The 12,759-nt window shown below is 50.3% G+C and carries 10 protein-coding genes; 4 read left to right on the forward strand and 6 right to left on the reverse strand.

Features of this window, described 5'->3' with window-relative positions; all coding sequences use genetic code 11:
• Positions 1 to 172 precede the first annotated feature (172 nt).
• The 5 genes from HZS81_RS17050 to HZS81_RS17070 all read right to left on the reverse strand — a co-directional run bounded on the left by HZS81_RS17050 (position 173) and on the right by HZS81_RS17070 (position 7,175).
• Positions 173 to 2,977, reverse strand: a complete 2,805-nt coding sequence (locus tag HZS81_RS17050) for an SIR2 family protein (RefSeq protein ID WP_179931721.1) — start codon at positions 2,975 to 2,977, stop codon at positions 173 to 175.
• Between the two features lie 167 nt (positions 2,978 to 3,144).
• On the reverse strand, positions 3,145 to 3,570 hold the full coding sequence (locus tag HZS81_RS17055) for a hypothetical protein (protein WP_179931722.1): 426 nt from the start codon (positions 3,568 to 3,570) through the stop codon (positions 3,145 to 3,147).
• A 47-nt stretch (positions 3,571 to 3,617) separates the two neighbouring features.
• Positions 3,618 to 4,067: an NUDIX domain-containing protein gene (locus HZS81_RS17060; RefSeq protein WP_179931723.1), complete on the reverse strand. Its 450-nt coding sequence runs from the start codon at positions 4,065 to 4,067 to the stop codon at positions 3,618 to 3,620.
• Between the two features lie 417 nt (positions 4,068 to 4,484).
• The gene (locus HZS81_RS17065; RefSeq protein WP_179931724.1) at positions 4,485 to 5,963 is read right to left on the reverse strand and encodes an NCS1 family nucleobase:cation symporter-1; all 1,479 of its coding nucleotides are present in this window, start codon (positions 5,961 to 5,963) and stop codon (positions 4,485 to 4,487) included.
• Between the two features lie 456 nt (positions 5,964 to 6,419).
• On the reverse strand, positions 6,420 to 7,175 hold the full coding sequence (locus HZS81_RS17070) for an aspartate/glutamate racemase family protein (RefSeq protein WP_179931725.1): 756 nt from the start codon (positions 7,173 to 7,175) through the stop codon (positions 6,420 to 6,422).
• Between the two features lie 310 nt (positions 7,176 to 7,485).
• On the opposite strand from HZS81_RS17070, the gene puuE reads away from it, so the two are divergent.
• Genes puuE through HZS81_RS17085 form a run of 3 tightly spaced genes read left to right on the forward strand, consistent with a single transcriptional unit; the run spans position 7,486 to position 9,815 of the window.
• Entirely contained in the window at positions 7,486 to 8,430 is a 945-nt protein-coding gene (gene puuE, locus HZS81_RS17075; protein ID WP_179931726.1) for an allantoinase PuuE, read from the forward strand.
• Positions 8,427 to 9,260, forward strand: a complete 834-nt coding sequence (locus HZS81_RS17080) for a bifunctional allantoicase/(S)-ureidoglycine aminohydrolase (protein ID WP_179931727.1) — start codon at positions 8,427 to 8,429, stop codon at positions 9,258 to 9,260. Before puuE ends, HZS81_RS17080 begins: the two co-directional genes overlap by 4 nt.
• Positions 9,261 to 9,320: 60 nt before the next feature.
• Positions 9,321 to 9,815 carry an ureidoglycolate lyase gene (locus tag HZS81_RS17085; RefSeq protein ID WP_179931728.1) on the forward strand — a complete coding sequence of 165 codons (495 nt, stop codon included), beginning with the start codon at positions 9,321 to 9,323 and terminating at the stop codon, positions 9,813 to 9,815.
• 19 nt (positions 9,816 to 9,834) lie between these two features.
• Here the strand turns inward: HZS81_RS17085 and HZS81_RS17090 are convergent, their stop codons facing one another.
• The gene (locus HZS81_RS17090; protein ID WP_179931729.1) at positions 9,835 to 11,394 is read right to left on the reverse strand and encodes a BCCT family transporter; all 1,560 of its coding nucleotides are present in this window, start codon (positions 11,392 to 11,394) and stop codon (positions 9,835 to 9,837) included.
• A 317-nt stretch (positions 11,395 to 11,711) separates the two neighbouring features.
• On the opposite strand from HZS81_RS17090, the gene HZS81_RS17095 reads away from it, so the two are divergent.
• Positions 11,712 to 12,758: an ABC transporter substrate-binding protein gene (locus tag HZS81_RS17095; RefSeq protein ID WP_241697548.1), complete on the forward strand. Its 1,047-nt coding sequence runs from the start codon at positions 11,712 to 11,714 to the stop codon at positions 12,756 to 12,758.
• Position 12,759: the final 1 nt, after the last annotated feature.

Here is a 12,759-nt window from a genome sequence, read left to right on the forward strand (position 1 = left end):
GTTGTCGGTATCCCATACTCTGCTTCACTTTGGTCGGTAAGGCGGAGAGGGTACCGCTGCTGGCCCTCCTGCCTCTACCGTATGATCCAAAGTGCTGCAGTTATTCTATGAATTCAGGAACTAGACTACGGTGAGGATCTAGTCTTTACTACTTTTCTATTTCTCCCCATACTCAAATTGATGAAAAGTTTGGACGATCCCTATGCCGTTCTATTAGATCGCTTAACTCTTTGTTTAGCTCTTCTATCGCGTCAATTCCTTTCTTATCTACTAAATATTGAGTTAAGCTTTTGAGCGAATATAGCTGTGATGAAAACTTTTTTCCATCACGAAACTGTTCCAAATATTCATCTAGCTTAGCAACAGCTTCTGTTTCAAAATCTTTAAAACCCACTGCGACTGACCAAAGTTCAAACTCCCAATCATCTATGCCTTTCGTTTTGGGTTGAGAAATGACGCCCTCAATGAATTCCTTAATAATATTTCGAACATTATCGTTCGAGATGTTAAAGATGCTGTAAAGCAGAGATCTAGAAAACCTACGCTGCTCTTCTGGTTCGTAGGTTTCAAGTTCAGACACCAGCCGGCGGACTCTGTCCTTATCAGTGTATTCGCCTTTTACTACTCCAATATAACCGTATAAATTGTTTATAGATCCATTAAGTATCGCATGCTGATCCCAACCATGGGCTGTTTGGGAAGTGATTTTGTCGATTACGGTGTTTAATATCTTTATCAAAACGTCAGTTTCAATCTCTCGCTCAAATAAATTATGTTGGTGTGCTAAAAATTCGTTTATTGCCTCATAAGTCCCGATAGTTGTTGACCTACTAGCAATTAATCGGGAAAACTCACTCATAACTTTTGAAATATGAGTATCACTCAAATTGAGAAATGCAAGTAATCGAACGCTGTTTTCAAACTTAGTTTCATGGCTATTGAATAAACTTCGATCTTGTATTAATCGATCTGTTAAGTTTGGCAAAACAGTAGAAATAATCCATTCGGAACACTCATCACTCGCGTCTAGACGAAGTTGATTAGAATCTTCATTTTTAATAAATACGCTAAGCTCCGATTGAAGTTCTTTTGATGAGTAGAATTGGATGGCAGAGTAAAACTCATATTGATTGAGTTTTACTCTTTCTTTTACTGATTGACGGAGTATGGGAATCTTAACGAAGTCTCTCATAGCCGCTTTGTATGGTGCGTACTGATCAATCATTATGTGATTTTTCAATGCGAACATTAATAGGTTAATGTGTGTACAGGTTGGTTCATCTGCACTGTTGTTGAAGCTTATTCCTCCAGCTTTTATACTTTTAACGGCTTTGGTGAGATCAAGTAATTTTTTTGTGCACTCATTTGCTTTCTGATGAACGGAGTGCAGGGACAAAAAATCATACAGGGCTTGATTCTTCTTTATCTCAGACCTTGGAAATTTAAAAAATTCATCTTGGAGCTCTACTTCCATTTCCTTTTCAAACTCGTTTCTCTGTTCTGTAGAAAAAGAGTACTTGAGCATCCATAAAATCGAGTTTTTGTTAAATAGCGCTATCAATAGGATCGAATATATTCGATGCCTTTTACAAGCTAGAATCAGTTCAGAATTTTTCTTAAATGCTAATTCGTACTTACCATATTTATAGCTCTCATAAGATTCTGATGACAAAGATTTTATAAGATCATTACTTTTGCATTCACATGCTGAAAAAGAGATATGTTCTCGATCTTGCTTTTCTAAGTCTTTAGCTGAATCGATTTTCTCGTTAACAAAGTACATGATTTTGCCGCTATCATTATCATTGGGCAAAACGACACCTTTGATATTAGCTAGAGCTAAGATAGAAAGGACGTCCGTAAGTATTGAGTTTCTTAGATAAAATTTCTCTTTTTCATCTTCACGAAACAAGTCTATGCGAGATAGAATTTCCAAGAATTTTTCGTGAAGCGTCCTGGTGGTGTCGCTGTAGTCCGTGGTCAGTACACCTTGAGGATTGAATAACTCTAATATACTTAAGCCATCGTCATCGTAACGAAAGCCACAGTTTGTTATCGCTCCCCGTATTTGATTATGAGTTATTGAATTTAGCTGTTTTAGGTGTTTTATACGCTCGTATATGAAACTGATAACTTCCTGCTCATCGTCCGGGTCTACTGCTCTATCATCTTGAATGATAGATGTTAAAAAGGATTGAGTTAGCGCTGACCTTTTCTCTAAATGCGAAATTTTCTCAATAGAATAGCTTTCGCTATCTAGTACTAATGTGGTGATCCCATGATTTCTCAAGTAGCTTTCTTGAGGCTTGTCTATTTTGAAATTTACCAAATACATCGGAGGAGCTGAACTGGAATGACTTTGTATCCATTTCAGTATGTGTTTAAGGTTGATGTCGTTATAGGAATACCCTAAAAAAAGAACTGTATGTGTTGAAAATATAGACTTGATGTAGTTTTCTATTAGCGGGAAATTTCTCGAATAATTTAGGTAGTCATCTTCTTTGAACACTATATTGTGATTTTTGAAATCACCATGGATTTTAATAAATTTATTCGGACTGGTTGAACTGACTAAGTCCTTGTCCGTGCATATCTTATCGTATAGATAGCCTTCCTGCTCTATTGCATTTTCAATGATGCAGTCCCAGTTTGTAGTTATTATTACACGGGGGCTCAACTCCAAAATCGTGCGATGTAAACTCGATGGGTTGATGTCTTCAGGAAAATATTTCTTCAATGTTTGATTGTATGTCTGCCCTCCAAACTCAAGATAATATAGTTGAGCTAGTTTTAAATAATCTAGCTCTTCAGTTATCGATAAATCTGACTTTAGTTCAGTTATTAGATCACTCCACGAAGGCAAACCTATGTAATCAGTATCAGAGCTTTTTGATATACCTGCACCGACAAATATTGCTAATCTATCGTTTTCATTAGCTTGCTTTATGTTTTTAATATGAACATTTTGTGTGTGCACTCTAAAATCCTTTTGCTTTCTGATGATTGAATTAATTCAGAGTTAGCCTTGTGTTCGCTTTTACTCGACAACGAGCACTATTTCGGTGCCGTATAACGCCCCGCATCACCAGTAATTTGCGGCGCGCAGCAGAGCAAATTATCCGAGTGCATGCGATTGTTACATGTTTAGCGATCATTCTCTTCTAGTTGCTTTATGGCCTCTTTGACTGCTTCTTCAATCTCAAAATCTGAATCTCGGACGATGTTTCCTTGGCTATATTCTTTTCCGCGCAGCTTTAACCTTAATCGTTGAATATCTTTTGCTATCGCAATAGCGCTATCTCTAAGCTTTGGATAATCTTTGATGAACTTATAAAGCGCAGATAATATTACCAAGATTTCAATTGTAACTACTAAACACCCGTATTCAGATGAAGTGTTACCTACCTTGATCGCGCCTTGGAGCCATGACTTATCAATACGCGATTGAAACTCTTCTTTAACACAACTCTCTACATAAGAAATCTCTTCTTCTGTCAGTTGATGATCTAGCTCTTTAGGAAGAATTACCAAGATCGTAATTGATCCAATTTTTATTGTTTTCTCATTCATGCTCTAACCTTCATTTTGTATTTTGTTTGACCATGTAACGACCAGCTTCAGCGGTGGCGCGAGCGCGTAGCGCACGGGCCATCCGCTGCAAGCGCTTGTTGGGCTTGTACACGCAACGACGCACCGCCACTTACGTTGAACGCGTCTTCGATGCGCTCAACATGACGAGGTAGTGTGTTCAATGGAAGATCGCCTCTGTGGAAACATCGAATATCGTCGGCTTCATCGCTAAGGCGAATAGTGCCGCCCGTTCGAGTGCATAGAAAAGCAAACGCTACGGTTTCCTGTTCGGGCACAGAATAAACACCGATAAGGTGCTCAACTCTCACAACCAAGCCCACTTCTTCCAGAGCTTCACGCTGTGCGGCTTTCCACGGCGCTTCCAGGCACTCAACTTTTCCACCAGGCAAGTTCCACGCATCAAAGTCTGTTCGATGACAAAGCAAAACCCGTGATGCATCGTCCATAATGACTGCGAATGCCCCGAGATTATGCACCGTAAATCTCCTTAGTAAGCCCAACAGTTTATTCATGCGCATGCGCGTTTTTCTGGGGAGCTCCACCTTGCTAAAGTATCATAATTTACTGATATAAAAGGGAAAATACCATTTTTCCCTCGTAAGGCTCGCTAGAAAAATGGGCATGCGCATAATCCTTTCTCATCATCTTTACAAATTGCGCATAAACATACAAAGATATTTTTTAAATCATTGTTTTTTAAAGTTTTTATGAAGTTGTTCTCTGAAAAATGAGCATGTACCCCGCTGAGCGTGGTAGAAAAACGCGCAATTGCAGGTCGAAAAACGCTTTTCGTGTTCAAGGGAGTGAGCTTCGTGAAAAAACAAAAGCGCCATCGGCTTTGTGCCGATAGCGCTTGTTCGAGTCGCTAAGCCGTCAACTACGGCCAAACCGTCTTAACTTGCCTTCTGCTCAGCATACGTGGGGGCTGTCTTAAACTGCCGCATCAACCCATAGTAGAACAGCCCGCCTAAGCCAGCACCAATCAGCCAGCCGTAGCCGCCTAGGCTGGATAGGGCTGGAACTAACACGGTAGAAAGCGAGAACAGCGCTGCGGCGCCAAAGGCGATAAGGGCGCGGGTGTTCCAGCCGTTTACGTAGTAGTAGGCGCTGTCGGGCGCTGACGAGAATAGCTCCTGCATGTTTAAGTGCTGACGCTTAATCAGGTAGTAGTCGACCACGATAATGCCGTAGAAGGGCGCGACAACGGCCCCTAGCGCATTCACAAAGCCAGGAACGCCAATCTGGCTGATCACCGAGAGCCATAGCGCGCCGACAAAGAACGCAATCACCGCGGTAATCAGGCCGCCCATCTTGAAGCTGATTTTGCTGGGAAACAGATTAGCCAGGTCGTAGGCGGGCGGAATGAAGTTGGCGACCAGGTTGATCCCCACTGTGGCAGCAAAGAAGGTCAGCGCGGCGATAATCGTCAGCGGTAGCGAATCCACACGCTCAACGATATCGGCGGGATTGGTCAGCGCCTCGCCAAACAGCACTAATGTGCCAGCGGTAATAATCAGCGCGATAAACGAGAAAAACGCCACGTTAAGCGGCAAGCCCAAGAGATTGCCAAGCTTCATCTGGCGTTCGGTTTTCACAAAGCGGGTGAAATCGCCGAAGTTAATCACCACCGCCGCGAAATACGCCACCATGGTGCCGACAATTGCCATAAAGGCGGCAATTGAGCTTCCGCTGGTTTCACCATCACCGCTAAAAATAGTGCCAATGGCGGGGATCAGTTCACTGCCCGCCTGGAACCAAACAATGACCATTAACACCAACATGACCACGTAGACCAGTGGGCCTGCCCAGTTTAGGAAGTGCTTGATGCGCTCAATCCCCTGCCAGAAAATCGCAATCTGAAACAGCCACACAATCACGAATGACACCCAGGCCACGCCAGAAAGCCCCAGAAAGGTACTACCACTGCCTTCGCCAATAAAGGCCGTAATCAGCAAAGAAACGGCCGTAGAGGCGAAGTAGGTCTGCACGCCGTACCAGAAAATCCCTACGATGGCGCGCAGCATCGCAGGCAGGTTCGCGCCGCGAACCCCCATGCTGGCACGCACCATTACCGGAAAGGGAATGCCGTATTTAACGCTGGGTTTACCGGTGAGGTTGACTAAAAACATCACGATTACGCCCGCCAGAATAATCGCCGCCATTACCGCCCAGCCGTTTAGGCCGTAGGTTAAAAACAGCGACGCCGCCAGGGTGTAACCAAACAGGCTCTGGATGTCGTTAGACCAGACGTTAAAAATTTCAAATGCGCCCCAGTTACGATCCTGGGGTTTAAGTGGTGCGAGATCCTCGTTATACAGTGAGGGGTCGATGTGCTTAATATCTAACTCGTTTACGTCATTGCTCTCTTTCATCTTATGAGCCCTCAGGCTGGCAAATGGGGTTACTGGCTAAAATGTGCGGGCGGCCAGTGCGTTATGAGTCGGTAGGAGGTCAGGCCTGCGGGAATGGGGCCGGCTTACCACGAGATCGTCGAGAAAGAGAGCGCCGCCACAACGCCTACCGCTGTGGCGATGAGGAGTAGGGGCCATCAACAGTGAAACATAGGTGTTGTGCCCCATCATGCGGGTGTGCTGAGGGCCAGGGCTTACTGGACCCGGTGCTTTTGGCCCGGTATCGGGCGGTTCTTCTGATACAAGCGCTGAGGTTGTAGTGCTCATGTTGTCGTCCTCGCAAGATTATCGACTTTATTGATTCCCGATGAGGTATCGGGAAACGCTTGCGGCTTGGCGTGCTAACGGACGTTTTTTTAAAGCTGTTTCTAAGCTTTTGTTATTCGATATTTTTTGAGTCGTTATTTTTTTGAGCTTTTATGGCTTGATCGGTAGATCAAGATCAGAAAGCCCGGAAAACTTACCGGTAAAGGCTTTGGGCCGTGGGTAGGCAAGGTCACCATGCTTGCTGGTATGTAACCCTAAACTGGCCAGCGATTCCGCCAGCTTCAGCGCGGCGGTGACACCTTCTATGACCGGCAGGCCGACCTCGTTGCTGATCTCCTGAGTCATATTCGCCATGCCGCCGCAGCCTAAAACGATGGCGCCAATGCTATCCTCGTCCCGGGCGCGGCAGCACTCTTCCACTATGCGGGTAAACGCCGTTTGAGGATGGTGTTCAATATCCAGCACCGGTATTTCAGCGGCACGGATACGACGGCAGTGCTGACGAAAACCGTACTGTTCCAACAGGTGCTCAGCGATAATGCCGGTACGGCTCAACGTTGTGACGACGGAAAAACGGGTGCTCACCAGCGTGGCCAAATGAAAGGCGGCTTCGGCAATGCCAATCACCGGCGCACGCGTTAGCTCCCGCGCTGCGAGTAAGCCTGGGTCGCCAAAACAGGCGACCACATAAGCATCAATATCGCCTTCTCGTTCGCCTTTGAGGACTTCTTCAGCAACCCCCACCGCACTGATGGCTTCATCAAAATGGCTTTCGATAGAAACAGCGCCTGATTCGGGCTGGGATGCGCTAACGATGGTGCCCACGGCTGCCTTCTGTTGCGCTACCAGACGCATCGCAGCGGTCATGGAGGCCGTAGTGTTGGGGTTAATAATGCGTACATGCATAGTGAATAGCTCTATGGCGAACAATGTCGATCATCTTGTATACAAAAAATAGAGTGATTATCAGCCTGACGCAAGTAGCCAAACGGCAATTCGTGATAGAAATGGCGGCTATGCATCTTGACCAATTGTTCAGGATTCAAGGGGTTAGCGATTTTTTACGCTGAGAAACACCATTCGCATCAGGGGATTAGCCATTGACCGCGTTGCGGTTGGTTATGAATGCCGCTATTTTGTATACAAATAATTTTCGGTATCGCTGGGCTACTTACTCGCCAGTGATGAGCCAGAGATAGGACTATAGGAGCTACGTATGTCGTCACCCCCTGAGAGCCACTACCCTCGCGACTTGATCGGTTACGGGCGCAACCCGCCCCACGCTAACTGGCCTAACAAGGCCAAAATTGCCGTTCAGTTCGTGCTCAACTACGAAGAGGGCGCGGAAAACTGCGTGCTCCACGGCGATGAGGGCTCAGAGCAGTTTCTCTCAGAGATGATCGGTGCGCCGGCCTTTCCTGATCGCCACTTGAGCATGGAGTCGATCTACGAGTACGGCTCGCGGGTGGGCGTGTGGCGGATTCTGCGCGAGTTTGAAAAGCGCGATTTGCCGCTAACGGTGTTTGGCGTGGCGATGGCGTTGGAGCGCAATCCTGATGTCGCCCAGGCATTTAAGGAGCTCGGCCACGAAGTCGCCTGCCACGGCTACCGCTGGATTCACTACCAGGAAGTGCCCGAGCACATCGAGCGCGAGCACCTGCAAAAAGCGCTAGACATTTTTCAGCGCCTCTACGGCGAAAAACCGGCAGGTTGGTATACCGGGCGCGATAGCCCCAATACCCGGCGCCTGCTGCTGGATGAAGGCGGCTTTCTCTACGACAGCGACTACTACGGCGACGACCTGCCGTTCTGGACCCGTGGCCACGATAGCCAAGGGCGCGAGCACGACCATTTGATTGTGCCCTACACCCTGGACAGCAACGACATGCGCTTTGCCTCGCCGCAAGGTTTTAACACCGCGGATCACTTTTTCACCTACCTGCGTGATGCCTTCGATGTGCTTTACGCCGAAGGCGATGAAGCGCCCAAAATGCTGTCGGTGGGGATGCACTGTCGCTTACTCGGCCGCCCCGGGCGGTTTCGCGCACTGCAGCGCTTTTTGGATTACATCGAAACCCATGACCGGGTCTGGGTGGCCCGGCGGGTCGATATCGCCCGTCACTGGGCCGAGCACCACCCCGCTGAAAGGGATAACACATGAAGAAAACTACCTACTATGCCCCGCAGGGTGGGCATCCACCACAAACGCAGTTAACCGCGGATCGCGCCGTTTTCACCGAGGCCTACGCGCTGATCCCCAAAGGCGTGATGCAGGATATCGTCACCAGTAACCTGCCGTTTTGGGAGGGTACGCGCCTGTGGGTATTGGCGCGGCCGCTGTCGGGCTTCGCCGAGACGTTTTCCCAGTACATTATGGACGTGGCGCCGGAAGGCGGTAGCGACAAGCCTGAACTCGACCCGCAAGCCGAAGGCGTGCTGTTTATCGTCGAAGGTGAGTTAACGCTGACGCTATCCGGCGAGCGCCATACGATGACGCCCGGCGGCTATGCATTTATTCCCCCCGGCAGCCACTGGCAGGTGCGCAACGAATCGAGTGCGCCGGTGCGTTTTCACTGGGTGCGCAAAGCCTATGAGTTTGTCGAAGGGCTGGAGATACCGGAGGCGTTTGTCACCAACGAGCAGGACGTTGCGCCGATTGAAATGCCGGGCACCGAAGGGCGCTGGGCAACCACGCGTTTTGTCGAGCCAACGGATGTGCGCCACGACATGCACGTGAACATTGTCACCTTCCAGCCGGGCGGCGTGATTCCCTTCGATGAAACCCACGTGATGGAGCACGGCCTTTACGTGCTCGAAGGCAAGGCGGTGTATCACCTCAACCAAGAATGGGTTGAAGTCGAAGCGGGGGATTTTATGTGGCTACGCGCCTTCTGCCCTCAGGCGTGTTACGCCGGCGGGCCAGGGCCTTTCCGGTATTTGTTGTATAAAGACGTTAACCGCCATGCGGCTCTTAGCCTTAATACACGTTAAAAAAAGGCTGCTTTCGCTGCGTTTTACGCGGCGAAGATAAATGTTTTTAGGAATTAAAAAATGCTTGAATTAACAGCCGAGCCGCTGACGGCAGAGGCCTTTGCGCCCTTTGGCGATGTGATTGATGCTCGCACGTCAGCGTCGTTTCCCATCAACGCCGGTCGCACTCAGCGCCATCACGATCTTGCGAAGGTGGAAACCTTGGGCGAAAACGCCCGCACGCTGATCAACATCTTTGTCAGCCAGCCGGTGACATTGCCGCTTGAGCTGACGTTTTTAGAGCGCCACCCGTTGGGCAGCCAAGCGTTTATGCCGCTGCACACGGAGCGCTTTATCGTCGTGGTGGCCGCGCCGGGGGAGGAGATCCACCCTGGCGAGGTGCGCGCCTTTGTCACCGATGGCCGCCAGGGCGTGAACTATCATGCGGGCACCTGGCACGCCATCCAATCGGTGCTGGCGCGCGAAGGCGAGTTTCTGGTCGTGGACCGGGGCGGCGACGGCTCGAACTGTGACGAATACCCCATACAAATACGCGTCACATTGAACGAGGCGTAAGGCGCGCCGCCAGCTGGTGTCAGTTCTCGATGATGCCCTGCTCGCGAGCCATGGCGTACGCGGCCTGCGGCCCTTTCCATAGCGACGGCAGAATAATCAACGACACCGGGATCGCGGTGATCACAATAAACTGCTGTAGCGCGCTAATTTGCCCTGCCCCCATGTAAAGCAGAATCGCCGCCATCAGCGCCATGGCAATACCCCAAAACGCGCGAATCAGCGGGTTGGGGTTATCGTGCCCGGCGCCGACCATGGCGATGGCGTAACTCATTGAGTCACCCGTGGTGGCGACGAAAATCGTGGTCAGCAGCAAAATTGCCAGCGCCATCAAGGTGCCACCGGGTAGCGCCTGCGCGACCGTTAGCGTTGCGACGTCAAACTGAAAGTTGTTTAGCGCCTCGGTTAAGTCAATCGCGCCAGTTAGCTGGTAGTAAATGCCTGAACCGCCTAACAGGGTAAACCACATGCTGGTAGCGATAGGCGCCAGAATCGCCACGGCGATAATCATTTCGCGGACGCTGCGGCCGCGTGAAATCCGTGCGACAAAAATCGCCATTAGCGGCGCATAGCCGATAAACCAGGCAAAGAAGAACACCGTCCACCACTGCATCCACCACGCCGGGGCGGTTTCAGCGGTCATTGTGGCCATGGTGAAAAACTCACTCATGTAAGCGCCAAAGCCCGAGGCGTAGCTGTTGATCAAAAACAGCGTCGGCCCAAACAGCAGAATCACTGCGGCAATCGCCAGCGCCAAAAACACGTTAAAGCGGCTTAGCATTTGGATGCCGCGATGTACGCCGCTCATGGAGGAGGCCACGTAGACGGCGCCGAGCAGAGCCAGAATCGCCAGCTGCATGGGGTAGCCCTGCGGCAAGCCAAACAATTCGTGTAAGCCAAAGCTTACCTGCGTGGCCAAAAAGCCAATCGGGCCAACGGTGCCCGCCACCAGTGCAATCACGCAGCAGGCATCTACCACCCCGCCCAGCGGGCCTTGCATCAGGCGCTGACCCAGTACCGGGTAAAGCAATGTGCGCGGCTGCAGCGGCTGGCCTTTCACGTAGTGCGCGTGCGCCAGTACCACGGCGGAGAGCGAACCGAGCACCGCCCAGGCCAAAAAGCCCCAGTGCATGAACGACTGCGCTAACGCGCCGGAGACGGCCGCCGCCGTGCCCGCCTCGGTATCAAAGGCGGGCGGTGTAACCACGAAGTGATACACCGGCTCGCCTGCAGCAAAGAACACGCCGCCACCGGCAAGCAAGGTGCACAAAATAATCGATACCCACTTAAACGTGCTCATTTCGGGCGCGTCTAAGTTGCCGATTTTGGCTTTTGCTGCCGGCGTCATGGCAAGGCCGATAGCGACGAAAAAAGTCGCAAGCAGCAACAGCTGAAAATACGTGCCCAGGGTGATGGCCGTCCAGGCAAAACCGGTGCTGATGCTGTCAGCCACCAGGTCAATATCGAACAGCGACAGCAGTACGAACGCTGCGATAAAGCCGATGCTCAAGATCAGCACAATGGGGTCGCCCAAGGCGCGAATTCCTCGCGGTGGGGACGTTCGTTGAGGGGAATGAGGCATTTAATACACCATTAAGCGTTAGGGGGAAGATATCGGGGAGTTGCTATAGATAATACGCAATAAAAAAGCGCCATTCATAGAATGGCGCTAAATCAGAAATATTCGTCACCGTATCATTTTGATAGACAAAGGTCGAGTGTCGCCGTGCTGGTGCATTCATCGGTTCGTCATGCCTATTCGTGGTGCACATCGCCGTGCGAGAAAATGCGGCATACCAGTGATAATGTGGTAAATGATTGATAAAAAAGTGTTTATTTTTAGTTGGCCGCTTTTGTGCATTAACCCAGTGGGATAATTGTATACAAGGTGAGATAACTATGAACACGACAATGATGACAAGCCGCAGTTTTTGTGGCGCAGCACTGGCGTTGGCGCTTTGGTCCACGGCGGGCCATGCCCAAGAAACCGATATTCGCTTTCAGCTGGACTGGCGTTTTGAAGGGCCTTCGGCGCCTTTTTTGATGGCGGTAGAACGGGGCTATTTTGCTGAGGAGGGCTTGGATGTCCAGATCGACTCCGGCAGCGGCTCGGCAGGGGCGATCAACCGCGTGGCCTCCGGCGCCTATGAAATGGGCTTTGGTGATTTAAACGCCCTGATTGAATTTTTGGCCGAAAACCCCGACGGGCCGGGCATCACCGGCGTGTATAGCGTCTACGATGGCACCCCTGCAGCGGTTTTCGCCCGTAAAGATAGCGGTATTGAAGCACCTGCTGATCTGGCCGGCAAAACCATTGCCGCCCCTACCTTCGATACCGGTTATCGCGCCTGGGGCATTTTTGCCGCCGCCAACGACTTGGACCCCAACGCCGTGGAGTGGCAAAACGTCGACCCGACGCTGCGTGAAACCTTGCTGACGCGGGGCGATGTGGATGCGATCACGGGCTTTTACTTCACCAGCTTATTGAACCTCGAAGAACGCGGCATGAGTCAAGACGAGCTGACGATCATGCCGTTTCCGGAATACGGTGTGCCCCTTTACGGCAACGCGATTATCGCCAGCGAATCGTTTGCCGAAGAGAACCCCGAGGCGGTGCGCGGCTTTTTGCGCGCGTTCAACCGCGCCCTGGGCGAAACGCTAGATGACCCCGATGCCGCGATTGAATACGTGCGTAACCGCGATGAGTTGATCGATGTCGAGATGGAAACCCGCCGCTTGAAGCTCGCCCTCGATAGCGTGGTGGATACGCCGGATGCCCGCGAGAACGGTGTAGGCGATATCGACGAAGAGCGCCTGGCTAAGGCGATTCAACTGGTGGGCGACGCCTACTCGCTGCCGACTTTGCCCGAGGTCGAGGACGTCTTCGATAGCGCTTATCTGCCGCCGCAAGAGGCCCGCATGCTGCTGTCGGAAGGGAGCGAATAAA

It is taken from the genome of Vreelandella salicampi (genome assembly GCF_013415105.1).
Taxonomy (GTDB): Bacteria; Pseudomonadota; Gammaproteobacteria; order Pseudomonadales; family Halomonadaceae; genus Vreelandella; species Vreelandella salicampi.

Coding starts and splice junctions, on each gene's coding strand:
- HZS81_RS17085 (WP_179931728.1), top strand. CDS start 9,321: ATGCTTGAATTAACAGCCGAGCCGCTGACGGCAGAGGCCTTTGCGCCC.
- HZS81_RS17055 (WP_179931722.1), bottom strand. CDS start 3,570: ATGAATGAGAAAACAATAAAAATTGGATCAATTACGATCTTGGTAATT.
- HZS81_RS17070 (WP_179931725.1), bottom strand. CDS start 7,175: ATGCATGTACGCATTATTAACCCCAACACTACGGCCTCCATGACCGCT.
- puuE (WP_179931726.1), top strand. CDS start 7,486: ATGTCGTCACCCCCTGAGAGCCACTACCCTCGCGACTTGATCGGTTAC.
- HZS81_RS17090 (WP_179931729.1), bottom strand. CDS start 11,394: ATGCCTCATTCCCCTCAACGAACGTCCCCACCGCGAGGAATTCGCGCC.
- HZS81_RS17065 (WP_179931724.1), bottom strand. CDS start 5,963: ATGAAAGAGAGCAATGACGTAAACGAGTTAGATATTAAGCACATCGAC.
- HZS81_RS17080 (WP_179931727.1), top strand. CDS start 8,427: ATGAAGAAAACTACCTACTATGCCCCGCAGGGTGGGCATCCACCACAA.
- HZS81_RS17095 (WP_241697548.1), top strand. CDS start 11,712: ATGAACACGACAATGATGACAAGCCGCAGTTTTTGTGGCGCAGCACTG.